Below are 23,994 nucleotides of genomic sequence, written 5' to 3'. Positions count from 1 at the left end.
GTGGACCCGTGGCGGGCAGCTCGGCGCGCACGGCACGACGGTCCGTACGGAACACCGGGGCGGGAGTGGGGAACGGTCAGCCGGACAGGCGGACCGGGTTGACCAGGTCGGCGTACATCAGCAGGCCCGCCATGATGATCATCAGGAAGGCGATCGCGTAGGTGAGCGGGAGCGCCTTGGCGATGTCGACGTGGCCGGGCGTGGGACGGCGGGCGACGCGGGCGAAACCGCGCTTGAGCCCCTCCCACAGACCGCCCGCGATGTGGCCGCCGTCCAGGGGAAGCAGCGGGATCAGGTTGAACAGGCCGATCGCCAGGTTGAAGCCCGCCAGCAGGTTGATGAAAACGACGATCTTGTTTTCCAGCGGGATCGCGGCGGCGGCGATCTCACCGCCGATGCGGCTGACGCCGATGACACCGATCGGGCCGTTCCTGTCGCGCTCGTCCCCGGAGAAGGCGGCGTGCCAGACGCCCACCATCTTCTCGGGGAACCTGAGCAGCGACGCGGCGGTGGCCGAGGTGAGATCCCCCATGTGCGCGGCCACGGCGCCGAAGCTCTGCTGCTCGATGACGATCTTCGGGCTCACCCCGAGGTATCCGACACCCTTTTCGATCTTTCCGGGCTCGTCCAGCGACTCGCGGTCCTGGGCGATGAGGCTGGCGTTGACGGTCAGATCCTGGCCGGCCCGCCTGACGCCGATCGCGATCGGGCCCGCGCCGTGGTCGCGGATGGCCCGCGTCGCGGCGTCCCAGCTCGTGGTGGGCCTGCCCGCCACGGACACGATGACGTCTCCCGGCCTCAGCCCCGCCGCGCTGGCCGGGCTGGGCTTGTCGGCCGCGGTGCACTCGGGGTTCTTCTCGTATTCGGCGGCGGTCTTCACGCACTGCGGGATCGAGGCGATCTCGGTCTTCTGCGTGGGGATGCCGAAGCCCATGAGCACGACGCCGAACAGGACGAACGCCAGCACGAAGTTCATCGCCGGGCCGCCGGACATGATGATGACCTTCTGCCACCAGGGCTTGCGGTAGAACACCCGGTCCTCGTCGCCCGGCCGCACCTCCTCCAGGGCGACGTCGCGGGCGTTCTCGATCAGGCCCTGCCAGGGGCCGGTGGAGACCGAGCGCACCTTGCCGGGGGCGTCGGTGGGCCGGGGCGGCAGCATGCCGATCATGCGGATGTAGCCGCCGAGCGGGAGCCACTTGATGCCGTACTCGGTGTCGCCTCTGCGGCGCGACCACATCGTCGGGCCGAACCCGACCATGTACTGGGTGACCTTGACACCGAACAGCTTGGCCGGCACCAGGTGGCCGATCTCGTGCAGTCCGATCGACACCATCAGCCCCACGAGAAAGACGATGACCCCGACCACGGAGAGCCAGCTCACAGGATTCATACCCCCATCGCGGTTTCACCGACAATGCCCCATAAGAGGTTAGCCCAAGTATCCGGCCCCCACGCCGCCGCGAGAAGCGGCGTTCCCGGCCGCTCCCCCGACCGGGCCGTTCGGGACCCTTTGCCGATTGGACACACTCCGTTGACATTCAGCGATCGCACGAACACTCTTTGATGAAGGTGAGGGCGGGAGAGAGGAGCGTTTTGATCGGGATCCTGGTTGCCGAGCATCTTCCCCTGGTCCGGCGCGGGCTGGTGGCGACGCTGCAGAACGAGAGCGACATGAAGGTGGTGGCCGACGTGGCCGCCGGGGAGGACGTGCTTCCCGCCGTGCTGCGGCACGCGCCGGAGACGGCGGTCATCGATCTCGACCTGCCGGACGTCGGCGGTCTCACCACCGCGCTCCGGCTGCACGAGGAGGCTCCCGGCTGCCGGGTCCTCCTGCTGTCGCGCGACCCCAGCCCCGGCCAGGTCCGCCGGGCCTTCGCCGCCCACGCGCTCGGGTTCATGGGCCTGGAGGTCGGCCCCGAGCAGCTGGCCCACGGCGTCCGCCAGGTGGCGGCCGGCCGGCGGGCGGTCGACTCCGAGCTCGCGGTGGCGGCCCTGAGGTCGGCGGAGAACCCTCTGACCCGCAGGGAGCTCGACGTGCTCCGGCTGGTCGCGCAGGGGGCCAGATCCGGCGAGATCGCCGACCAGCTGTTCCTCTCCGTGGGAACGGTCCGCAACCACCTGTCGCGGATCATGTGCAAGACCCAGGCACGCAACCGTCTCGACGCCGTACGCATCGCCGGCGACTCCGGGTGGCTCTGAGCCCTCCCTCTTTCCTCGTCCCTGATCCCTCGTTCCCGAGAAGTCCCCGATCCCTCGTCCCCGAGGAGCCTCCCCGGGGAGACGTGCCTTCCCCCGGCGCCTGTCAGGGACGCCAGATGAGGATGAGGGCGCAGTCGTCGTTGTGGCCCGACGACATGGAGGCCACCAGGTTGCGGGCACCGTCACGGAACCCCGAGGGCACCAGGCGCTCGGCCTCTCCCAGCAGGCGGTCGAGACCGGCGTCGATGTCGCGCCCCGGCTGCTCGATCAGGCCGTCGGTGTAGAGCATGAGGGCGTCGCCCTTGCGCAGCATCCCCCGGTCGGCCTCGCAGTGCAGGTCGGGCACGACACCCAGGACGACCCCCTTGGCCGGGGAGACCCGCCACGTCCCGGTGCCCGACTCGAACTTGACCACCGGGGGGTGACCGGCCGAGGTGATGACGTACTCGCCCGTCACGAGGTCGAGCCGGAGATGGACCGCCGTGACGAAGCCCTCGGCCTCGCGCTGGCGGTGCAGGTAGGTGTTGCAGGCGGGCAGGAAGTCGGCGACCGAGCCGAGCAGCCCGCCGAAGGTGCCCGACAGCAGCAGCGCCCGGGTGCCCGCGTCGACGCCCTTGCCCGACACGTCGACCAGGGCGAGCTCCAGCGTGTCGTCCTCGCGCATGGAGACCAGGAAGTCGCCGCCGAAGGAGGAGCCTCCGGCCTGCTTGAGAACCACCTTGGAGCCCCACCCCTTGGGCAGCGGGGGCAGGTCGCTCTGGCTCTTGAGACGGTCGCGCAACTCCAGCAACATCACGTCGCCACGCAGACCCTGCACACCGAGCTTGCCCCGGGTGCGGGCCATCAGCGCGGCCAGCACCGCGGTGAAGCCGAAGGTGACCAGCAGGCCGGGACCGATGTGTCCCACCCCTCGCACCACGGCCACGTAGACCAGGGAGACCGCGACCGCGCACAGCAGCTTGACGAGACTGTTCAGCCTCAGCTGGAGCCCCGCCACGAGGGTGACCGGGATCATGAGCGCCGGGGAGAACCACTCCATGGACACCCTGGCGGCCAGCCCGCCGATCAGCAGGGTCAGCAGCGTCAGGGTGATGAGCAGGTTCCGGTCGCGCGCCAGAGGACCGCGCCGCAGGAAGCGCACGATGGGAACGAGAAGGGGGACGCGGACCAGGAACGCGCGGAGCGCCGGAGGGAGCAGCGGCACCGGACGGGAACTCATGATGCGCTCGACTGTATCTGGCCGCCCTCCGTTTGGGCAGCCCACTTGACCAACGCCTTGATCATTAAGCAGGGATATTAGATGGCCGGAACCGTTTGTCCCCTACTACCGTTTGGAAGATGACTCTCAGCCTACGTCCGATCGGCGAAGCCGAATGGTCCGCTTGGAACACCGTGGACGAGGAGGCGTTCGGCGCCGCCACCCCGGAACACCGGCAGGAGATCTTCAGGCGCAACCTCGAGTTCGACCGCTCGATCGGCGTGTTCGACGGTGACCTGCTCGTGGGCACCGCCGCGGTGTACAGCTTCAGCATGACCGTGCCCGGCGGGCCGATCCCGGTCGGCGGCGTCACCGCGGTCGGCGTGCTGCCCTCGCACCGCCGCCGGGGCATCCTCTCCTCGCTGATGACCCGCCAGCTGTCCGACCTCCACGAGCGGGGCGAGGCCGTCGCCGCGCTCTACGCCGCCGAGGCCGCGATCTACGGTCGCTACGGCTACGGCAGGGCCTCGGACTGCATGGTCTTCCGGATCCCCACGGCGAGCGCGGCCTTCACCCGGCACGCCCCGGCCGATCCCGCCCTGCGGCTGCGCGTCGTCAGGCCCGCGGAGGCCAGGTCCACCTTCGAGAAGATCTACGAGTCGGCGTTCGAGCAGCGTCCGGGACTGTACGCCCGCACGCCCGCCCGCTGGGACACGGTGCTGACCGACCGGGAGCCCGACCAGGGCGGCGCCGGTCCGCTGCGCGCCGTGGTCGCCGAGGACGACGGCGGCCCGCGCGGTTACGCGCTCTTCCGGATCAAGGCCTCCTTCGACGACCACGACCTTCCCGCCGGCGAGCTGCGGCTCAAGGAGCTGTTCGGTCTCGACCCCGCCGCCTACGCGCTGCTCTGGCGGCACGTCCTGGACCGCGACCTGGTCTCGCACGTCTTCGCCCAGAGCAGGCCCTCGGACGACCCGCTGATCCACCTGCTCGCCGAGCCGCGCCGGCTCCACGCGCTCTGGCTGGACGACCTGTGGGTCCGCGTCGTGGACGTCGAACGGGCCCTTCCCGCCCGCCGCTACAGCGCGCCGGTGGACGTGGTGATCGAGGTCGAGGACACCCTGTGCCCGTGGAACGCGCGCCGCTGGCGGCTGACGGCCGACACCTCCGGCGCCCGCTGCGCGCCCTCCGACGACCCCGCCGACCTGACCCTGCCCGTCTCCGTGCTGGGCGCCGCCTACCTGGGAGGGCGGCCGCTGGCGGCGCTGCTGGCGGCGGGGGTGGTACGCGAGTCGCGCGCGGGGGCCCTGCGGGAGCTGTCCACCGCCATGTCGTGGGGCCCCGCCCCCTGGGGCGGCCTGGTCTTCTGACGGCTCCTCGGTCTTCGGACGATCTGACGGCTCCCCCGGCGACGGCCCCGGCCACTCCGGACGGCCGGGACCGTTCGGGCCGGGACCGGTCAGGTTGGAGCCGGTCCCGAGCCGTTCAGGCCGGGGCGGGCCGGAGCGGGTTATGGTGGCCGGCATGGCACTGCAGAGCTTGCAGATCAACGCGATCACCGCGATGCGGGCGCGAGACGTCTCGCGCCCGTCCCGGGAGCAGCAGGAGGCCGCGGACCGCCGCCCCCTGCGCGACGAGGCGCCCCGCAAGGAGCCGGCTCGCAACGGGACACGCAGGGAGCCCCCGCGCGGGGAGGTTCCACCCCGCGAGCGCCACCGCTGAGGGCCTCTGAGGGCCGCTGAGGGCTACGGCAGCGGCGGGAGCTGGCCGATGGTCTCGTACGAGGTGAGCTGCGCGATCCTGCGGTTGTGCCGCTCGGCCCCGGAGTAGGAGGTGCCGAGGAAGATCTCGACGAACCGGATCGCCTCCTCCGGCTCGTGCATCCGCGAGCCGACGCTGACGACGTTGGCGTTGTTGTGCTCGCGGGCGAGCCTGGCGGTCTCCTCGCTCCAGGCCAGGGCGGCGCGGACGCCGCGCACCTTGTTGGCCGCGATCTGCTCGCCGTTGCCCGAGCCGCCGATGACGACGCCCAGGCTGCCCGGGTCGCCCACGACGCCCTCGGCCGCGCGCAGCACGAACGGCGGGTAGTCGTCCTCCGCGTCGTAGACGAAGGGACCGCAGTCCTCGACCTCGTGGCCGTGCTCCTTCAGCCAGGAGACGACGTGGTTCTTGAGCTCATAGCCGGCATGGTCGGCACCGATGTAGACGCGCACCCGCACAGTTTCGCAGGTGTACGCGGGCGGCTCCACCCGGCCCCCGGATAGAGTAATAGCCGCAATGCTTACAGAACCCTTACAGAGAGAGCCCCCACATGCGTGACATCCGAGTGGTCGGTGACCCTGTCCTGCGCACGCCCGCCGAGCCGATCATCGACTTCGACCGCGACCTGCGGCGCATGATCGACGAGATGTTCGCCGTGATGTACGCCGCCCAGGGCGTCGGCCTGGCCGGTCCGCAGATCGGCGTGTCGAAGCGGATCTTCGTCTACGACTGCAGCAACCGCAAGGGCCATGTGATCAACCCGGAGCTGACCGTGGACGACGACACCGAGGTCCTCGACGAGGAGGGCTGCCTGTCCGTCCCCGACCGCGGGACCGGTACCCCGATCTACGCCAGGACGCCCCGGGCCGCGGGGGTCACCGTGAGCGGCCTGGACCGGCTGGGACGGCCGATCCGGATCAGGGCCCGCGGCATGCTGGCGCGCTGCTTCCAGCACGAGACCGACCACCTCGACGGCAGGCTCTACGTGGACAGGCTGGCCAGGGACGCCGCCAGGAAGGTCCTGCTCCAGGCCCCCTGATCCCGGCGACGGCCGAAGCGGCCGTCAAAGCTGGACGGCTTTGATCTCCAGATACTCCTCGAGCCCGAACTCGCCCAGCTCGCGGCCGAGGCCCGACTGCTTGTAGCCGCCGAAGGGCGCCCGCGGGTTGAACCGGCCGCCGTTGACCGCCACCTGGCCGGTGCGCAGCCGCCGGGCGACCGCGACCGCGCGCTGCTCGTCGCCCGCCCACACCGCGCCCGCCAGGCCGTACGGCGTGCCGTTGGCGATGGCGACCGCCTCGTCCTCACCCCGGAGGTAGGGGATGATCGTGAGGACCGGGCCGAAGATCTCCTCCTGCTCGATCACCATCCCCGGCTCCACCCCGGCGAACACCGTGGGCTCGACGTAGAAGCCGCGCGGCAGGGGCCGGTCGGTGCCTCCGGCGATCAGCCGGGCGCCCTCCTCCTGGCCCCGGTTGATGTAGCGGACGACCCGGTCGCGCTGGGCCGCGGAGACGAGAGGGCCGAGCCTGGTCCCCTCGTCGAAGGGGTCGCCGACGGTGTATCTCCCCGCGGCCTCGACGGCGAGGCGGACGGCCTCGTCGTACCGGTCGCGATGGACGATCATGCGGGTCCATGCCGAACAGGTCTGGCCGGAGTTGATGAAGGCGTTGGCCACCGTCGCCTTGACGGCCGCCTCCAGGTCGGCGTCCGGCAGGACCAGGCTGGCGGACTTGCCGCCGAGTTCCAGGGCCACCCGCTTGATCGTCTCGGCCGCGAGCGCGGCCACCCGGCGTCCGGCCCGGGTGGAGCCGGTGAACGACACCATGTCCACCTCGGGGTGGGTGACCAGCGCCTCGCCCACCACCGGGCCGTAGCCGCTGACCATGTTGAAGACCCCGGCGGGCAGCCCGACCTCGTCGAAGATCCCGGCGAGCGCGAAGGCCGCCAGCGGCGCCACCTCGCTGGGCTTCAGCACGACCGTGCAGCCCGCGGCGAGCGCTGCGCCCACCTTGCAGACGACCTGGTGGAGCGGGTAGTTCCAGGGGGTGATGGCGGCGACCACCCCGACCGGCTCCCTGAAGACGCGGGAGTTGCCGACCTGCCCGCCCTCGAAGTCGTAGGTCTCGGCCAGCTGGGCGTACGAGGCCAGCACCCCGGCCGGCATCAGCGTCTGCACCCTCATCGCCAGGCCGTACGGGGCGCCCATGTCCGTGGCGATGATCCTGGCTATCTGGTCGGAGCGTTCTCGTACCAGGTCCGCGGCCGCGGCGAGGATCGCGCCTCGCTCGGCGGGGGGCGTCGCCGACCAGGAGGGGAAGGCCGCGCGTGCGGCGGCCACGGCGGCCTCGACGTCGGCGGGCGCTCCCGCGGGAACCCTGTCGATCAGCTCCTCGGTCGCGGGATTGATCACGTCGATGCTCTCGGCCGACGCGGACGGCTGCCAGGCTCCGTTCAGATAAAGGTGACGCATGTCCCTCATCCTTGCGTGCGTGCCGTTGTTACGCGAGGGCGAGCCGGACGCGGCTCCCGTACAACGATGATCTCTGTACGGGAGCACAGCTGGGCCGTACGGCGGCTCGGAGAGACCGGCGGGTCGCCGGCCGCGGTCGCGCGGGACGGGCGGGCGGACGCGGGCGGCGGGGGGAACGAGTCAGTCGAAGATCGGCTGCCGGGTCCTGGAGCGCTTGAGCTCGAAGAAACCGTCGGTGCCCGCAACCAGGCGCACGCCGTCCCAGAGCCTGCCCGCCTCCTCGCCCTTGGGGGCCGGCGAGATGACCGGGCCGAAGAAGGCGACGCCGTCGACGGAGATCACGGGGGTGCCGACCTCCTGGCCGACCCGGTCGATGCCGTCGTTGTGCGAGGCGCGTACCACCTCGTCGAACTCCGTCGAGTCCATCGCGTCGGCGAACGCGCGGTCCAGCCCCGCGGCCTCCAGGGCCTCCTCGACGGTCTCGCGGAGCGTGTCGAGCTCCTTGAGCCTGCCCTGGTTGTGGAAACGGGTGCCGAGCTCGGTGTAGAGGCGGCCGACCGTCTCGGAGTCGTACTTCTCCTGCACGGCGGCGACCACCCGGACCGGCCCGATGGCCTGGGCGATCATCTCGCGGTAGGTGTCGGGGACGTCCTTGTCCTCGTTCAGCACGTTGAGGCTCATGATGTGCCAGCGCGGCTCGATCGACCGCACCTTCTCCACCTCCAGCAACCAGCGAGAGGTCATCCACGCGAACGGGCAGAAGGGGTCGAACCAGAGATCCACAGGGGTGCGCTCAGTCATTTTCTCCGGCTTCCTGGTCGTGAGGCATGTTCGGTAGCGACAACCCGGACGACGGAGTCTCCTATTCCGCAGGCTTATTAATACCTTGACATGCCTCTTTATTCTCGAATCCGGGTATCAGTCCGCAGGCTGATGCGAAGCGGCGGTCCGCGCCCTTACGTGGCAGGATTCAGTCACCCCTTAGCAATGGAGCGGGGGAAGTTGTGAAGAGGGAGCGGTAGTGGCAGGCAATCTGACCCGTGACGAGGCGCGCGAGCGCGCACGGCTGCTCAGCGTGCAGTCCTATGCGGTGGAGCTCGACCTGACCGAGGGTGAGGAGCGCTTCGAGAGCGTCACCACGGTCCGCTTCACCAGCACCCGGCCGGGTGCGGAGACGTTCGTCGATCTGGCCGGCGCCAAGGTGCGCAAGGCCGTCCTCAACGGCGTCGAGCTGGACGTGAGCGGCTACGACCCGGAGACCGGGCGGCTGCCGCTGCCGGGCCTGGCCGAGACCAACGAGCTGCAGGTGGACGCCGACTGCTCCTACAGCCGCACCGGCGAGGGCCTGCACCGCTTCGTCGATCCGGTCGACAAGAGCGTCTACCTGCACAGCCAGTTCGAGACGGCCGACGCGCACCGGATGTACGCGTGCTTCGACCAGCCCGACCTCAAGGCCTCCTTCGAGCTGACGGTGCTCGCGCCGTCCCACTGGGAGGTCATCTCCAACGCGGCGCCCGACGCGGCCGAGGATCTGCCGGAGCACCGCGGCAAGCACGGCGCGCTCCAGGCGGCCAAGCGCTGGCACTTCCCGCCCTCCCCGGTGATGTCGACCTACATCACCGCGCTGTGCGCCGGGCCGTACCACAAGGTGACCTCCGAGCACGACGGCATCCCGCTGGGCCTGTACTGCCGGGCCTCGCTCGCCGAGCACCTCGACGCGGACAACCTCTTCGAGGTGACCAGGCAGGGCTTCGACTTCTTCCACAGGGTCTTCGGCGTCCGCTACCCGTTCGGGAAGTACGACCAGCTCTTCGTGCCCGAGTTCAACGCCGGGGCGATGGAGAACGCGGGCTGCGTGACCTTCCTGGAGGACTACGTCTTCCGCTCGCGCGTCACGGACGCGGTGATCGAGCGCCGCGCCGAGACGATCCTGCACGAGATGGCGCACATGTGGTTCGGCGACCTGGTCACCATGCGCTGGTGGGACGACCTGTGGCTGAACGAGTCGTTCGCCACCTACGCCTCGGTGCTCTGCCAGGCCGAGGCCACCCGCTGGGGCCAGGGCGCGTGGACGACCTTCGCCAACGTCGAGAAGGCCTGGGCCTACCGCCAGGACCAGCTGCCCTCGACCCACCCGATCGCCGCCGACATCGTCGACATGCACGCGGTCGAGGTCAACTTCGACGGGATCACGTACGCCAAGGGCGCCTCGGTCCTCAAGCAGCTCGTCGCCTACGTGGGGCTGGACAACTTCCTGGCCGGGGTCCGCGACTACTTCAACGAGCACGCCTGGGGCAACACCACGCTCGCTGACCTGCTCGGCGCCCTGGAGCGCACCTCGGGACGCGACCTGTCGTCCTGGTCGAAGGAGTGGCTGGAGACCTCCTGGGTCAACACGCTGCGCCCGTCGTTCACCGTCGACTCCGAGGGCCGTTTCCTGGAGTTCGACGTGCTCCAGGAGGCCCCGGCCGACTACCCGACGCTGCGCTCGCACCGCGTCGCCATCGGCCTTTACTCCCTGCGCGACGGCGAGCTGGTCCGCGTCAAGCGGGTCGAGCTGGACGTCGTCGGCGCGCGCACCGCGGTTTCCGAGCTGGTCGGCGAGGTCCAGCCGGACCTGGTCCTGATCAACGACGACGACCTGACGTACGCCAAGGTCAGGCTCGACGAGCGGTCGTTGCGGACCGTGACGGAGGGCGGCATCGGCGCCTTCACCGAGTCCCTGCCCCGCGCGCTGTGCTGGTCGGCCGCCTGGGACATGACCCGCGACGCCGAGATGTCCACCCGCGACTACCTCACCCTGGTCGTCTCCAACATCGAGTCGGTCACCGACATCACGGTCGCCCAGACCGTGCTCCGCCAGGCCCGGCTGGCCGTCCAGCAGTACGCCGACCCCGCCTGGCGCGCCCAGGGCCTGGCCCGGCTGGCCTCCGCGCTGCGCGGCCTGGTCACCGCGGCCGAGCCCGGCTCCGACCACCAGCTCGCCTACCTGAACGCGCTGGCGGCCGTGGCCACCTCCACCGAGGACCTGGCGTTCCTGAAGGGGCTGCTGGACGGCGAGACGGTGCTCGACGGCCTCACCGTCGACACCGACCTGCGCTGGACGCTGACCGGCGCCCTGGTCTCCGGCGGCCTGCTCGGCGAGGAGGACATCGCCCAGGAGCTGCTGCGCGACGCCACCGCGACGGGCGAGCGCTCCGCCGCGCTCTGCCGCGCCGGGATCCCCACGGCCCAGGGCAAGGCGAATGCCTGGGCCGCGATCACCGAGGGCAGGCTGAGCGGCGCGCTGCTCCGCTCGACGATCGCCGGTTTCATGGACCCGCGCCACCCGGACCTGCTGGAGCCGTACGGGGCGAAGTACTTCGAGGAGATCGGCAGGATCTGGTCGTCCTGGAGCTCCGACAGCGCCCAGAACTTCGCGAACGGCTGCTTCCCGGCGCTGAACATCTCCCCCGAGACGGTCGCCGCCACCCAGGACCTCATCTCGTCCACCCAGCCGCCGCACGCCCTCAAGCGCCTGCTGCTCGAAGGTGCCGACAGCATCGGCCGTGCCCTGCGCGCCCAGGCCAAGGACGCCTCGGCGGCCTGAGACCGGCTCACCCCGCGAGGCCGGTCCCGGCCACGAAGAAGCCGGACCGGCCTCGCGGGTGCCCTGGACGAAGCCTTGGCTGATTCCCGGCAAATACTGGTAGAAATAGTCACCAAGCGGGGGAAGCGCTCCGCGCCTCGTTTTGCGTAGGCAACAATCCTGTCGTTCGTGGGTCGTGAGAGGGTAATCACGTGGAATCGGCGCGTGACCTGCTCGTCTCCCTGGCCCGCAGATACGCCTTCGGTGACGTCGGGGCCCTCGCCTCGGGGGTGGTGAAGGACGCCGGCAACATCGAGGCGGCGTGCGAGTTCGGCCAGCGGCTGCTCTCGCTCGACGCGGAGGACTTCGCCGCCGAGGCGCGGGCCGTGCCGAGCGATCTACGGCGGCGGGCGCGGGCCTGCACGATGCCCCAGACGCCCCGCGAGCAGCCACGCGGCGCGCTGGAGTCGCTGCGGCCCGCGTACGGGCTGCTTCTGGAGGTCATCGCGGTCAGGTGGCACCGCCGCGAGCTGAGCCCCATGGTCGCCGCGCTCCACATCGCCAGCGAGTATCTCCCGCTGCTCGCCTTCGAGCCGGTGCTCGGCAGCGCCGGTGACCCGGCGCGCTGGCCGGAGGGCCTCACCGCGCCGGGCAGCAGGTTCGGGGTGATCGGCGACCGCGACTGCGACCACACCAGGGCCGAGCAGTCGGCCGTGAACCGGACCCTGCGGGTGGCCGGGGAGCCGGCCGAGGGGTGGCGCGCCTACTTCGACCGCCAGCACAGCCAGGTGGCCGGGGCGCTGGCCACCTGCGTCGCCGACTGCCGCAACCCCTGCACCGCGATGGACTGGGTGGACCCGGACCGCCGTGACGACCTCGCGCTGCGTTCCCGGGTGGCCCTGGCCTTCGCCGACACCCCGCTGGTGCGGCTGCGCCACGCGGCCCCGGTGGGCCACGGGTTCGGCGTGCCCTCCCCCGAGGAGGTCACCGAGGCGTGGGAGCGCAGCCGGACCGTGCTGGCCAAGAACGGCGTGGGCGGCGAGGCGTCCGAGGACGACGGCTTCCCGCTGCCGGGACTGCCCGCCCTGTTCTCCGCCGTGGCGGGCGTCCCGGTGACGCCCTCGACGCTGCTGACGGACATCAGCACGTATCTGGTGAAGCTTCTCCAGTCCTGACCGGCCGGGCCCGGCCCGACCGGGACTCGAAGGCTCAGAGCGAGCCGTCGATGAGCAGCGACAGCGCGCAGCAGGCGATGGAGAACGTCATGAGCAGGACGCTCCGGCGGATGTAGCGCTGTTTGGCGTCCCCGACGGCGTTGAGCCTCCTGATCTCCAGGACGGCGAGGTCGACCCTGGCCTCGGCGTCGCCACTCGCGGGAGGTGCCACCCGGTACCCCAGGCGGGGGTCCGGTGCCGGCGGCGGATCGTCGGCGAACCCCCCGGGATAGAAGCGGCGCCGCTCCAGGGCCCTGCCCGCGAGCCCGGCCGTACGGCGGTAGAGGGCTCCGGCGAGCACGAGCATCCCCATCAGCCAGAAGAACATGCTCGTCCACCAGAGCCACTCGATCCTGCTGGACAGGTCGCCGGGTCTCCAGTGGCCGTTCAGCAGCCCGACGGCGACGGCACCGGCGGCGGCCCCCGTCGTGAACAGCAGGATGGCCGCCGTCTCGTCCTCCCTGCGGACCTTCCGGCGGGCGTCCGCGAGCGTCGCCTGGACGTAGTCGAGGATCCTGTCCGGCTCCCGTTCCGCCGCGGACCTCCTGCGAGAGCGACCCGGCAGCGCGTCCCACATGATCCTCAGCACGAGCCGATTATCCGGGAAAATCATCCTCTTCCCGCCCGAACGGATCCTCCTGAAGATCATTTACTTGGCGGGACCACGGGATCACCTGCGCCGCGACGCCTGGTCCGCGAGCAGCAGGACCCCGGTGACCAGCCCGCCCACCAGGTCGCCCAGGCCGAGCACCGCGGCCATCGAGGTCGCGGCCACCCGGCACTCGGCGTCGGGCAGCCACTCCCTGGCCAGCGAACCCGTGACGATCTCCAGCGCCCTCCCCCGCTGGTCCACGAAGACGAGCACGGCCCTGTCGGCGTCGGCGCCCAGCGCGGCGTGCAGCCGCTCGGAGAAGTGGCGGCGCGGCCCGATCGCCGGCCCGAGGTAGGCGGCGAAACGCAGCCCGGTGTTCCGCTCCGCGGTGCGCAGGGCCCCGCGGACGTCGTCCCCCTGTGTCGGGGTCAGAGTGAGCATCTCCGCCACCTCGCCTTCACCAGCGCTTTCACCAGTGCCTTCACCGGTCCGGTGATTCACCGGTCGGCCGGTTCACCAGGCCGCCGACGCCCCTCCGGTGTGCCGTCCGGGCTCGGAGGTCTCCGCGAGCGCGACCCAGTCGGCCTCCGGCGCCGGGGGCCCGGCGGGCCGCCCCCCGGTCAGCACGAGGACGGAGCCGGTGATCCCCCGCTCGCTGCCGAGCGGGCCGCCCAGCCAGACCGCACCCGCCGAGGTGCTCCTCGCGGCCTTGTCACGCAGCCTGCCGGGCATCGTCACGAGCAGGGCGATGAGCAGGAACAGGCCGCCGGAGACTCCGACGAGAAAGCCGAAGACCTCGATCGCACTGTCCACATCTCAAAAGTAACCCGGCGCCGATCCCCCGTCGAGGGCCACCGGACGGCGGGTCCGCGCTCGCTTCGTAAACCTCCGCGGGCGGCTCGATCCGCGACGACACGGAGATCGGCGTACCGGCGGGTGGGCTCTCCCCGTGCCGCACGGCCGCCTCCGCCCGCTCCGGGGGGTTAAGATCATGAGCGTGGGTCACGCCCCGCGCGGCAGGCGCGGAGCACGCGGTCATCCAGAGCGAAAAGTTCCTAAGGTACCCGGTTCATAGCAGTGCCAAGCGGGTGACGGCGGTCACAAAAGTATGAGATACGCAATACTAGGCACCCCCGAGGACGTCAGCTACCGTGAGTTACGTGGATTCCGGTCAGGTACCAGAAGACGGTAACACTACGTCACCGATTTGGGTCAGTGACCGACAGGCCGAGGACCGGCCGACGTCTCGACCCGCCGCGCCAGCGTCTACGTACGCACCTGTCGAGCGCGCCTCGCTGCGCAGTCTGCTCGACCACCCGAAGTACCGCCACCTGCGCCGACGTGTGCTCGTCTCGGTCGGCGTGGGCGTGCTCGCGGGCGTCCTGCTGGCCAGCTGGCCGCTGGGCCTCAGCGCCGCCGTGGTGGCCGCGATCGTCGACACGGTGCTTCGCGCCCGTTCCAACTCGTCGGTGCCCGCCTGGCGGCGCGCCTCGGTCGCGGAGCGGCGCACGGAGATGCAGCTGAAACGGCTGGAGCGCGGGGGCTACCGCACCCTGCACGCCCGTGCGATCCCCGGCAGCGAGGCCCAGATCGACCATCTGGTCGTGGGCCCCACCGGCGTCTACGCGGTCGACTCCGAGAAGTGGGACAAGCGCCTGCCGGTCCGCGTCCAGTCGCACCGCAAGCTGTTCCACGGCCCGTTCAGCCAGAAGCCCCGCCTCGACGAGGCCCGCTGGGAGGCCTCCCAGGCCGGAGAGCTGATCGGCGCGGAGCTGGGCCGCGAGGTCACGATCGTGCCGTCCCTGGCGATCTACGGCCCGGCCATCCCCTGGAAGGTCCTCAACGTCCGCGAGGTCGACGTGTTCGACGGCAGCCGTGTCCGTAAATGGATCACCAAACGGGAACGCTCACTCACCGACGCCGAGATCGACAGGATCTTCGAGGCCGCCCAGCAGGTTCTGCCCGCGCGCTATCCGGAGAACTGATCCCGGCCGTCCCGCGAGCCCGTTCTCGACCGACCGCGCCTCCCCGTCGGGACCGACGGGAGTCCGCCCCGCCACGGCGCCCCGGCCCGGCGACTCCCGTCTCCCCTCCCTCTTCCGCCCCCTTACGCCTCCGCGTGTTCCGTCCCTTTCCGTCCCCGCGCGCCCTTCCGTCCCCGCGTACTTTCCGTGCCCGCGGGGACGGAAGGGCACGCGTGCCTCCCGTGCCCGCGGGCGCGCCGGGAGCCCGGCCCCTCCCGGGCGGGCGTCGCGGCGGGCGATCGAGGGCCTTCCCGCATGGGCGTCGCGGCGCGCGGCGAGTGAACCGGGGCCCTTTCCGGCGCGGCCGGTGGCGGGTGACCGAAGCCTTTCCGGCGCGGGCGTCGCGGCGGGTGGCGGGTGACCGGGGCCCCTTCGGCGCGGGCGTCGCTCGTCCCGGGTTCGCCGGGCACGGAGACCTTCGGTAGTGTCGGGGAACACCCTGGGCCTGTCGGGCCCACCGGTCGCCGCCCCGGTGCCCACCCCGTACCCCGTCGGCGTTCCGGAACCGTCCCGGACACCGGCGCGGCGCCTCGCCGCCCCGGCCCCGTCTGCCCCGTCTCGTACGTCGATCATGTTCGTGCGGTGTCGGCGGAACCTGTGGTCACCCGCCGGTCGTCTCGCGGCGTGGACAGGCGTCTCACGCACCGGGCGATAGCCGTACCATTTGTAGACACGGTTTCGATGATGGGAGAAGCCTCATGCCCGCCCTCAGGTCTCGTACGGTCACTCACGGCAGGAACATGGCCGGGGCCCGGGCCCTGCTCCGGGCGACGGGCGTAGCCGGCGAGGACTTCGGGAAACCGATCATCGCCGTGGCCAACAGCTTCACCCAGTTCGTCCCCGGGCACGTCCACCTCCGCGAGGTCGGCGACGTCGTCGCCGGCGCGATCCGCGAGGCGGGCGCGATCCCGCGCGAGTTCAACACGATCGCGGTCGACGACGGCATCGCGATGGGTCACGGCGGCATGCTCTACTCGCTGCCCAGCCGGGAGCTGATCGCGGACGCGGTCGAGTACATGGTCAACGCGCACTGCGCCGACGCCCTGATCTGCATCTCCAACTGCGACAAGATCACCCCGGGCATGCTGCTCGCCGCCTTCAGGCTCAACATCCCCACGGTCTTCGTCTCCGGCGGGCCGATGGAGGCGGGCAAGACCCCCAACGGCAAGCTCGACCTGATCGACCCGATGATCGCCGCCGCCAACGACGCCGTCTCCGATGCCGAGCTGCTGGAGATGGAGGAGAACGCCTGCCCGACCTGCGGTTCGTGCAGCGGGATGTTCACCGCCAACTCGATGAACTGCCTCGCCGAGGCCATCGGCCTCGCGCTGCCGGGCAACGGCACGATCCTGGCCACCCACAAGGCGCGCAGGAAGCTGTTCGAGGACGCCGGCCGCCAGCTGGTGGAGATCACCCGCCGCCACTACGAGCAGGACGACGAGACGGTCCTGCCGCGCGCCATCGCGACCAAGGACGCGTTCGAGAACGCCATGGCGCTGGACGTGGCGATGGGCGGCTCGACCAACACGATCCTGCACATCCTGGCCGCGGCCCGCGAGGCCCAGGTCGACTTCGGGCTGAAGGAGATCAACGAGATCTCGCTGCGGGTGCCCTGCCTGTGCAAGGTCGCCCCCGCCACGGCGAAGTACCACGTCGAGGATGTGCACCGCGCGGGCGGCATCCCGGCGATCCTCGGCGAGCTCGACCGGGCGGGCCTGCTCCACCGCGACGCCTACACCGTCAACGGCGGCACCCTGGGCGACTACCTCGACGGCTGGGACCCTCAGTCGCCGCAGGTGCTGCCCGAGGCGCTGGAGCTGTGGCACGCGGCCCCCGGCAACGTCCGCACCGTCAAGCCCTTCTCCCAGGGCGCCCGCTGGGAGGAGCTGGACCTCGACCGCTCCGAGGGCTGCGTGCGCGACGCCGAGCACGCCTACACCCGCGACGGCGGCCTGGCCGTCCTGTACGGCAACATCGCCACCGAGGGCTGCATCGTCAAGACCGCCGGGGTCGACGAGTCGATCTGGCGGTTCGAGGGCCCGGCCGTGGTCTTCGAGTCGCAGGACGACGCGGTCGAGGGCATCCTCAACAACAAGGTCAAGGCCGGTGACGTCGTGGTGATCCGCTACGAGGGGCCGAAGGGCGGGCCCGGCATGCAGGAGATGCTCTACCCCACCTCGTTCCTCAAGGGCAAGGGGCTGGGCAAGGACTGCGCGCTGGTCACCGACGGCCGCTTCTCCGGCGGCACGAGCGGGCTGTCCATCGGCCATGCCTCCCCCGAGGCGGCCGAGGGCGGCACCATCGCCCTCGTCGAGGACGGCGACCTCGTCGCGATCGACATCCCCGGCCGTTCGATCGAGCTGAAGGTCGCCGAGGAGGAGCTGGCCGCCCGCCGCGAGAGGCTCCTCGCCGACCTGGGCGGCTACCGGCCGCGCGACCGCCAGCGCCAGGTGAGCGCCGCGCTCCAGGCGTACGCCGCGCTCACGACCTCCGCCTCGACCGGCGCCTCGCGCGACCTGTCACAGCTGTCCCGCTGACCTGGGCTTCCTATTGGGTAGAGATGCCTTACCCGATAGGAAGTTCGAAAAAATGTCGGTGCTCGGACGTATTATCAGGGTATGGCTGATGTCATGAAGCTCACCGCCCCGCTGACGACCGCCGAGATCGCCGCCCTCGCCCTGTCGATGGCGCATCTGGGGTCGGGTCCGCAGGCCAACGCCGCCCGCAGCGGCCTGCGCCACGCCTTCGAGCAGATGGAGCTCGACGACGACATCGTCGCCACCACCCTGGCGACCCTCACCGAGCCGATGTCCGCCCCGACCGCCGACCGAGCCCGCACGATCGCCAACGCCATCACCTCAGGCCTCGTCATCCGCCTCCACTACCAGGACGTCTCCGGGCGGGTCACCGTCCGCGACGTCGACCCGGTGACCTGCATGGTCCACCGCGAATACTGGTATCTCGTCGGGATGTGCCGCCTGCGCGGCGCGATCCGGGCGTTCAGGTTCGACCGGATCATCGCCACCGAGCCCACCTTCATGTCGGCCCGCCCGCACCGGGCCGAGGCGTTCCTGCCCTTCCAGGGCAAGCGCGCCGCCTGACCGGTCGCACGCGGCCGATCACGGAGCAGGCCCGGAGCGGCCGTGTTCGTCCGATGTTCGTCTGATCCGTCCCCCGGCGGTGCGAGCCGGCCCGGGTGACGGATCCCGGCGGGGATTCCCCGCCGCGGCGGTTCCGGGCCGGGACTCCGCCGGCGGCGGGGCTAGCCGCAGCAGCCTCCCCCGCAACACCCGCCACCGCCGCCGGAGGGCCGGGACGCCGCGGCGGAGCTCGAGCCCGCGGAGCCGCCGGTCACGGCGACCGTGGAGAGCAGTTTGACGGTGTCGTCGTGGCCGTCGGGGCAGAGCGCGGGCTCCCCGGAGCGGGCCATCGGGCGGGAGATCTCGAAGGTGGACCCGCAAGCGCGGCAGCGGAAGTCGTATCGGGGCATGACCCCAAGGTTACCCAGGTTGCCCGGATCGCTCACGCGAAGGTGATGGAGGCGTAGTCGCCGACCGGCCGGTAGCCGATCGCCTGGTAGATCGAGTTGGACGCGGGGTTGGACAGGTCGGTGAAGAGCAGCACCTCGGTGGCGCCCTCCGCGCTCGCCTTGGCGCTCACCGCGTGCGAGATCGCGGTGCCGTAGCCCTTCCCGCGCGACTCCTCGGGCGTGTAGACCGGGCCGATCCGGGACATCCCGCCGAGGGGCACGGAGGCCCCGGCGAACGCGACGGGCCGCCCGCCCGCCTCCCACACGATGAGCTCCCGCCTGGCGATCCGGCTGGCCACCAGCGCGGTCAGGTCGACGTGGGCGATGCCTTCCGCCTCGGCCTGGAACTCCTCGCTCCACCGGACCAGGAGGTCGAGATCGGCGGGCCCGGCGACACGGGAGGTCCCGTCCGCGAGGGGTTTCGGGGAGACGAGCGCGCCGAGCCGGTAGAGGCGTTCGGCGCGACGCCCCGCCTCGGGCCGCCACCAGGAGGCGGCGAACACCTCGGCCTGCGGGAGCGGCCCGCTCACCCCGGAGATCGCCCTCTCCGCCTCGATCAGGCAGGCGGCCAGCTCGGGCACGACGTCCGCAGGGATCGCCGGGAGCAGGAGGAAGTGGGGAGGCGTCTGGACGGCCGCCGCCACGACCTCGCCGTCGCGCTCCAGCCGCCCCAGCAGCGGGTCGTCGCCCCACAGGCCGTTGCGTACGGCACGCAGGACCGTGAGGAGGACGGTGTTGCGAACCGGGTCCCGCAGCAGCCACGGCTCCACCACGCCCGTGTACGCCCCGACATCGGAGGTGAAGATCCATGTCATGAGGTGATTGTGCCGATCGTAGATCTTCCGCACCAGCGGACAGGGCCCGGCGCGCGGGCACGGCAGGCGTCCGTGGCCACCGCGGCCGCCTTCGGGAAGGCGGCCGCGGCGGGCCCCGTCATCGGATCCCGGCCCTCAGGCCGCGCTCTCCGCGAGGTAGGGCGCCCACTGGGGGTCGCCGACGATGTGCGCGCCGATCAACCGCCAGTGGACGCCGCGTGGCACCACCGGGGCGACGTTGAGCGTCCACCCCAGTTCCTCCAGCATGCGGTCGGCCTTGCGGTGGTTGCACGTCGTGCACGACGCGACGCAGTTCTCCCACGTGTGGGGGCCGCCTCGCGAGCGCGGGATGACATGGTCGATGGTCTCGGCCCGCTGGCCGCAGTAGGCGCACCGGTAGTCGTCCCGGCGCATCAGCGCGGTCCGGGTCAGCGGGATCCGCGACCGGTAGGGGATCCGGACATATCTTCGAAGCCTGATCACCGAGGGAACGTCGAGCGTGCGGCTCGCCGAGCGGAACACGGCGCCCCGCCCGTCACGGTGCACGACGTCCGCCTTCTCCCTGAGCACGAGCACGACGGCCCGGTGCAGGGAGAGCGTGGTCAGGGGTTCGTAGGTGGCGTTCAAGAGCAGGACCTGGCGCATCAGCGAGCCTCTCCCGCCGCACGACACGTCAATCGAGGGGGCACGCCGATGCGTGCCCCGGCTGGCGGCCCCTCCTGGGGCCCGGGCGCTTCCGTCACGAGGACCTCCGCCGGACGGCCCAGCGGATGCTCACCACGGCACCGTCCTTCACCAAGTTTGGCTGCTGCAACGTAGTTCTCGCCACCCATAAATGACTGGAGAGACACCTGATACGTTTTATGCCCGCATTACCAGTTCTTAACTCCTCCCGCCGCAGATCAGATACGCCCCCCGCGCAATGAGCCCGTCCCGTGGCCCTGACGTCGTAGGGTTCCAGCCATGACGCGACAGCCGTACCCTCCTGCCAGCCGTCTCGAGCTCGTCGAGGAGCTCCACGGTGTGCCTGTTCCCGACCCCTACCGATGGCTTGAGGACCCGGACGACCCGGCGACGAAGGACTGGCTGGTGGGGCAGGAGAGACTGCTGGAGACCGAGCTGGACGCCCTTCCCGGGCGTGAGGGTTTCAAGGCCCGGATCGCGGAGCTGCTCGGCTCGGGGTCGATCGGCGCGCCGACGTGGCGCGGGGAGCGGCGGTTCTTCATGCGGCGCACCCCCGGGCAGGAGCACGCCGTGCTCTACACCGTGGATCCCGGCGGCGCCGAGCGGGCGCTGCTCGACCCGATGGCGCTCGACCCGACCGGGTTGACCACCCTCGACTCCTGGCAGCCCGACAAGGAGGGCCGCCTGCTCGCCTACCAGGTCTCGGTGGGCGGTGACGAGGAGTCGAGCCTCTACCTGATGGACGTCGCGTACGGCGACCGGATCGAGGGGCCGATCGACCGCTGCCGCTACTCCCCCGTGGCGTGGCTGCCCGGCGGCGAGGCCTTCTACTACGTGCGCAGGCTGCCCGCCACCGAGGTGCCCGAGGGTGAGGAGCAGTACCACCGCCGGGTCTACCTGCACAGGGTCGGCACCTCCACGGAGGAGGACGTCCTGATCTTCGGCGAGGACATGGAGAAGACCAACTACTACGGCGTGGCGGTCTCCCTCGACGGCCGCTGGCTGCAGATCTCCGCCTCCAGGGGTACGGCGCCGCGCAACGACCTGTGGGTGGCCGACCTCCAGGCGTCCTCCCACTCCTCGCCCGAGCTGGTTGTCGTCCAGGAGGGCGTCGACGCCCAGAGCGCCCTGCACTTCGGCCGCGACGGCCGCCTGTACGTCTTCACCGACCGGGAGGCCCCGCGTGCCCGCGTCTGCGTGACCGACCCGTCCGACCCGCGGTTCGAGAACTGGCGCGACCTGATCCCGCAGGACCACGAGGCCGTGCTGACGGACTTCGCGATCCTCGACGGCCTCGACCGCCCGGTCATGCTCGTCGGCTGGACCCGCCACGCGATCAGCGAGATCTCGGTGCACGACCTGGTCACCGGCGAGCGCGTCGGCGAGGTGCCGACCCCGGGGCTGGGCACCATCGGCGGCATCAGCGAGCGTCCCGAGGGCGGCCACGAGGCCTGGTTCGGCTACACCGACAACACCACGCCGCCGAGCATCCAGCGCTACGACGCCCGCACCGGCGAGACGACGCTCTGGGCCGCCTCCCCCGGCGCCGTCGAGGTGCCCGCCGTCGACACCGAGCAGGTGACCTACCGCTCGGCCGACGGCAGCGAGGTCCACATGCTGGTGATCTCCCCTCCCGGCGTCGAGGGCCCGCGCCCCACCGTCCTGTACGGCTACGGCGGCTTCGGCATCTCGATGACCCCCGGTTACTCCGCGTCCATCCTGAGCTGGGTCGAGGCGGGCGGCACGTACGCCATCGCCCAGCTGCGCGGCGGCGGCGAGCAGGGCGAGGAGTGGCACCGGGCCGGGATGCTCGCCCACAAGCAGAACGTCTTCGACGACCTGCACGCGGCGGCCGAGCACCTGATCGCCACCGGCGTGACCACGTCCTCGCAGCTGGCCATCTCCGGCGGCTCCAACGGCGGCCTGCTGGTCGGCGCGGCCCTGACCCAGCGCCCCGAGCTGTACGCCGCGGTGGTCTGCTCGGCGCCGCTGCTCGACATGATCCGCTACGAGCTGTTCGGCCTGGGCGCGACGTGGAACGTCGAGTACGGCTCCGCTGAGAAGCCCGACGAGTTCGCCTGGCTGCACTCCTATTCCCCCTACCACCATGTGCGGGAGGGCGTGTCCTATCCGGCGACGCTGTTCACCGTCTTCCAGTCCGACACCCGGGTCCACCCGCTGCACGCCTGGAAGATGTGCGCCGCGCTGCAGCACGCCCAGGCCTCGGACCGGCCGATCCTGCTCCGCAACGAGGCGGAGGCCGGTCACGGGGCCCGCGCGGTGAGCAAGACCGTCGAGCTCGCCGCCGACCAGCTCACCTTCCTCGCCTACCACACCGGGCTGACCTCCTGAAGGCGCGGCGGGGCACGGCTTGAGAGGACGTGTCGAAGAGGCACGGCCCGGGAGGCGTGGATCACAGAGACGCAGGTCGAAGGGGCACGGGTCGGGAAGGCAGGGGTCGGGAAGGTACGGGCGTATCCGGGACTCCGGGTGTGCCCCCGGCGTCCCCGGCGGCGGCTGCTGTGGCGGCGGCGGCCGGCCGGATTGTCGGGGGCTGCGGCTATGGTCGGGGCGTGAACGACGCGGCGGTGGCCGAGGGCCTGACCTTCACGGAGAGCGACCCGGGGGCCTTCCTGCGGCCCCACGTCACCCACCTGTCGGCCTACACCGAGCGTCACTCCGATCCCACCTCCCAGCGGCGGCCACCGTTCGCCGGGGTCGTCATGATCTTCGGGTTCGGTGCGCCGCTCGCGCTGAGCGGCCCCGGGGGGTCCCGGCTGCTGGCCTCGTTCGCCGGCGGCCTGCACGACACCTATGTCGACACCACCACGGCCGGGATCGCCGAGGGCGTGCAGGTCAACCTCACGCCGCTCGGGGCCAGGCGGCTGCTCGGGGTGCCCCTGCGGGAGCTGACCAACCGGGTGGTCTCCCTGGAGGAGGTGCTGGGCGGCTGGGCCACGACCACGCTCGAGCGGCTGGCCGAGGCCCCCGGCAGGGCCGCCAGGATCGCCCTGCTGGACGAGGCGCTCAGCGGGCGCATCGGCGAGGCGCCGCCGCCCGACCGCCGTGTCGGCTGGGCGTGGCAGCGCCTGGTCGCCACCCGCGGCACGGTGTCCGTGGCCTCGATAGCCGCCGAGCTGGGGTGGAGCAGCCGGCACCTGGTCTCCCGCTTCCACGACCAGATCGGGCTGGCGCCGAAGGCCGCGGCCAGGGTGCTGCGCTTCGAGCACGCCACCGGCCGCCTGAGGTCCGGCATGTCCCTGGCCGACACCGCCGCCGTCTGCGGCTACTACGACCAGGCCCACATGAACCGCGACTTCAGGACCATGGCGGGCGCCACTCCCCGCGAGCTGGTGCCGCCCCCGCGCGTCATCGGGTGATCAGGTCAGATTTCTCCAAGCCTCGCCGCTCCCGCCGGTGACATCGTGGTGATCACCGCAGGGAAGGAGAGGGCATGCGAACGGTGTATCCGCTGGTCCGTTACCGCGACCCGGGCAAGGCCGTCGACTGGCTGGTCCAGGCGTTCGGGTTCGAGGTCCACGAGCTCGTCACGGCCGCCGACGGGGGCGTCGGCCACGGCGAACTGATCGTCGGCACTGGAATGATCATGACCGGTACGGGCGAGCCGGGCGGGCCGGGGATCTACGTCGTCGTGGACGACCCCGACGCCCACCACGCCAGGGCCGTCGCGGCCGGCGCGGAGGTCACCAGGGAGCCGGCCGACCAGGACTACGGCTCGCGCGATTACGCCTGCAGGGATCCGGAGGGCAACGACTGGTACTTCGGAACGTACCGGCCTTGACGGCCTCGAGCGGCGGGGGGGGGGCGGGGCCCCCCCCCCCCCCCCCCAACAAGCGAACACGCGCGGCGGGGCGGGCGCGGTGGGGAAACGGGAGTTGGGGAAGCGGGGGGGGGGGGAGGGTGGGGGGAGTGT

At 71.4% G+C, this 23,994-nt stretch carries 23 protein-coding genes; 12 read left to right on the top strand and 11 right to left on the bottom strand.

Annotated features, from left to right (window positions below):
* Window positions 1-76: 76 nt before the first annotated feature.
* Window positions 77-1,393, bottom strand: a complete 1,317-nt coding sequence (locus AB0G15_RS37595) for a site-2 protease family protein (RefSeq protein WP_362849656.1) — start codon at window positions 1,391-1,393, stop codon at window positions 77-79.
* Window positions 1,394-1,596: 203 nt separating this feature from the next.
* Between AB0G15_RS37595 and AB0G15_RS37590 the strand changes: the two genes are divergently transcribed.
* The gene (locus tag AB0G15_RS37590; RefSeq protein WP_362849653.1) at window positions 1,597-2,202 is read left to right on the top strand and encodes a response regulator transcription factor; all 606 of its coding nucleotides are present in this window, start codon (window positions 1,597-1,599) and stop codon (window positions 2,200-2,202) included.
* Window positions 2,203-2,305: 103 nt separating this feature from the next.
* On the opposite strand, the gene AB0G15_RS37585 is transcribed toward AB0G15_RS37590, so the two are convergent.
* Entirely contained in the window at window positions 2,306-3,421 is a 1,116-nt protein-coding gene (locus AB0G15_RS37585) for a PP2C family protein-serine/threonine phosphatase (RefSeq protein ID WP_362849651.1), read from the bottom strand.
* Between the two features lie 119 nt (window positions 3,422-3,540).
* On the opposite strand from AB0G15_RS37585, the gene AB0G15_RS37580 reads away from it, so the two are divergent.
* Window positions 3,541-4,770, top strand: a complete 1,230-nt coding sequence (locus AB0G15_RS37580) for a GNAT family N-acetyltransferase (protein ID WP_362849649.1) — start codon at window positions 3,541-3,543, stop codon at window positions 4,768-4,770.
* Between the two features lie 154 nt (window positions 4,771-4,924).
* Window positions 4,925-5,122 carry a hypothetical protein gene (locus AB0G15_RS37575; protein WP_362849646.1) on the top strand — a complete coding sequence of 66 codons (198 nt, stop codon included), beginning with the start codon at window positions 4,925-4,927 and terminating at the stop codon, window positions 5,120-5,122.
* A 23-nt stretch (window positions 5,123-5,145) separates the two neighbouring features.
* Here the strand turns inward: AB0G15_RS37575 and AB0G15_RS37570 are convergent, their stop codons facing one another.
* A complete protein-coding gene (locus AB0G15_RS37570; protein ID WP_362849643.1) occupies window positions 5,146-5,613 on the bottom strand; it encodes a ribose-5-phosphate isomerase in 468 nt (155 codons plus the stop codon).
* 98 nt (window positions 5,614-5,711) lie between these two features.
* On the opposite strand from AB0G15_RS37570, the gene def reads away from it, so the two are divergent.
* Complete coding sequence (def, locus tag AB0G15_RS37565; RefSeq protein WP_362686863.1) at window positions 5,712-6,200, top strand: peptide deformylase; 489 nt, start codon at window positions 5,712-5,714, stop codon at window positions 6,198-6,200.
* A gap of 24 nt (window positions 6,201-6,224) precedes the next feature.
* Here the strand turns inward: def and AB0G15_RS37560 are convergent, their stop codons facing one another.
* Entirely contained in the window at window positions 6,225-7,634 is a 1,410-nt protein-coding gene (locus AB0G15_RS37560; RefSeq protein WP_362849641.1) for an aldehyde dehydrogenase family protein, read from the bottom strand.
* A gap of 180 nt (window positions 7,635-7,814) precedes the next feature.
* On the bottom strand, window positions 7,815-8,435 hold the full coding sequence (locus AB0G15_RS37555; protein ID WP_362686868.1) for a disulfide bond formation protein DsbA: 621 nt from the start codon (window positions 8,433-8,435) through the stop codon (window positions 7,815-7,817).
* A gap of 220 nt (window positions 8,436-8,655) precedes the next feature.
* Here AB0G15_RS37555 and pepN point away from each other — a divergent pair, with 220 nt between their 5' ends.
* Both pepN and AB0G15_RS37545 read left to right on the top strand, forming a co-directional pair.
* Window positions 8,656-11,223, top strand: coding sequence for an aminopeptidase N (gene pepN, locus AB0G15_RS37550; protein WP_362849638.1), 2,568 nt, complete (start codon window positions 8,656-8,658; stop codon window positions 11,221-11,223).
* Between the two features lie 191 nt (window positions 11,224-11,414).
* A complete protein-coding gene (locus AB0G15_RS37545) occupies window positions 11,415-12,377 on the top strand; it encodes a hypothetical protein (RefSeq protein WP_362849635.1) in 963 nt (320 codons plus the stop codon).
* A gap of 34 nt (window positions 12,378-12,411) precedes the next feature.
* Here AB0G15_RS37545 and AB0G15_RS37540 read toward each other — a convergent pair whose 3' ends face one another.
* The 3 genes from AB0G15_RS37540 to AB0G15_RS37530 all read right to left on the bottom strand — a co-directional run bounded on the left by AB0G15_RS37540 (window position 12,412) and on the right by AB0G15_RS37530 (window position 13,821).
* On the bottom strand, window positions 12,412-13,005 hold the full coding sequence (locus tag AB0G15_RS37540; protein ID WP_362849632.1) for a hypothetical protein: 594 nt from the start codon (window positions 13,003-13,005) through the stop codon (window positions 12,412-12,414).
* 81 nt (window positions 13,006-13,086) lie between these two features.
* Window positions 13,087-13,449, bottom strand: coding sequence for a DUF5130 family protein (locus AB0G15_RS37535; protein WP_362686880.1), 363 nt, complete (start codon window positions 13,447-13,449; stop codon window positions 13,087-13,089).
* 72 nt (window positions 13,450-13,521) lie between these two features.
* Complete coding sequence (locus tag AB0G15_RS37530; protein WP_362849629.1) at window positions 13,522-13,821, bottom strand: hypothetical protein; 300 nt, start codon at window positions 13,819-13,821, stop codon at window positions 13,522-13,524.
* Between the two features lie 530 nt (window positions 13,822-14,351).
* Here AB0G15_RS37530 and AB0G15_RS37525 point away from each other — a divergent pair.
* From AB0G15_RS37525 to AB0G15_RS37515, 3 genes are all read left to right on the top strand, one after another.
* The gene (locus AB0G15_RS37525) at window positions 14,352-14,993 is read left to right on the top strand and encodes an NERD domain-containing protein (RefSeq protein ID WP_362849626.1); all 642 of its coding nucleotides are present in this window, start codon (window positions 14,352-14,354) and stop codon (window positions 14,991-14,993) included.
* 737 nt (window positions 14,994-15,730) lie between these two features.
* On the top strand, window positions 15,731-17,569 hold the full coding sequence (ilvD, locus tag AB0G15_RS37520) for a dihydroxy-acid dehydratase (protein WP_362849623.1): 1,839 nt from the start codon (window positions 15,731-15,733) through the stop codon (window positions 17,567-17,569).
* An 81-nt stretch (window positions 17,570-17,650) separates the two neighbouring features.
* Complete coding sequence (locus AB0G15_RS37515) at window positions 17,651-18,133, top strand: WYL domain-containing protein (protein WP_362849620.1); 483 nt, start codon at window positions 17,651-17,653, stop codon at window positions 18,131-18,133.
* Between the two features lie 161 nt (window positions 18,134-18,294).
* On the opposite strand, the gene AB0G15_RS37510 is transcribed toward AB0G15_RS37515, so the two are convergent.
* The 3 genes from AB0G15_RS37510 to AB0G15_RS37500 all read right to left on the bottom strand — a co-directional run bounded on the left by AB0G15_RS37510 (window position 18,295) and on the right by AB0G15_RS37500 (window position 20,021).
* A complete protein-coding gene (locus tag AB0G15_RS37510) occupies window positions 18,295-18,522 on the bottom strand; it encodes a zinc ribbon domain-containing protein (RefSeq protein ID WP_362849617.1) in 228 nt (75 codons plus the stop codon).
* 32 nt (window positions 18,523-18,554) lie between these two features.
* Window positions 18,555-19,376, bottom strand: coding sequence for a GNAT family N-acetyltransferase (locus AB0G15_RS37505; protein ID WP_362849614.1), 822 nt, complete (start codon window positions 19,374-19,376; stop codon window positions 18,555-18,557).
* 135 nt (window positions 19,377-19,511) lie between these two features.
* Window positions 19,512-20,021, bottom strand: a complete 510-nt coding sequence (locus tag AB0G15_RS37500; RefSeq protein WP_329084484.1) for an HNH endonuclease — start codon at window positions 20,019-20,021, stop codon at window positions 19,512-19,514.
* A 318-nt stretch (window positions 20,022-20,339) separates the two neighbouring features.
* On the opposite strand from AB0G15_RS37500, the gene AB0G15_RS37495 reads away from it, so the two are divergent.
* The 3 genes from AB0G15_RS37495 to AB0G15_RS37485 all read left to right on the top strand — a co-directional run bounded on the left by AB0G15_RS37495 (window position 20,340) and on the right by AB0G15_RS37485 (window position 23,862).
* Window positions 20,340-22,412 (top strand): prolyl oligopeptidase family serine peptidase, encoded by a 2,073-nt coding sequence (locus tag AB0G15_RS37495; RefSeq protein ID WP_362849612.1) that lies wholly within the window; start codon window positions 20,340-20,342, stop codon window positions 22,410-22,412.
* 221 nt (window positions 22,413-22,633) lie between these two features.
* Window positions 22,634-23,440: a helix-turn-helix domain-containing protein gene (locus AB0G15_RS37490; protein WP_362849609.1), complete on the top strand. Its 807-nt coding sequence runs from the start codon at window positions 22,634-22,636 to the stop codon at window positions 23,438-23,440.
* A 74-nt stretch (window positions 23,441-23,514) separates the two neighbouring features.
* The gene (locus AB0G15_RS37485) at window positions 23,515-23,862 is read left to right on the top strand and encodes a VOC family protein (RefSeq protein WP_362849607.1); all 348 of its coding nucleotides are present in this window, start codon (window positions 23,515-23,517) and stop codon (window positions 23,860-23,862) included.
* Window positions 23,863-23,994: the final 132 nt, after the last annotated feature.

Source organism: Streptosporangium sp. NPDC023825 (assembly GCF_040639575.1).
In the GTDB taxonomy this organism is placed as follows: Bacteria; Actinomycetota; Actinomycetes; order Streptosporangiales; family Streptosporangiaceae; genus Streptosporangium.
This window is presented reverse-complemented; position numbering and strand designations above follow the sequence as displayed.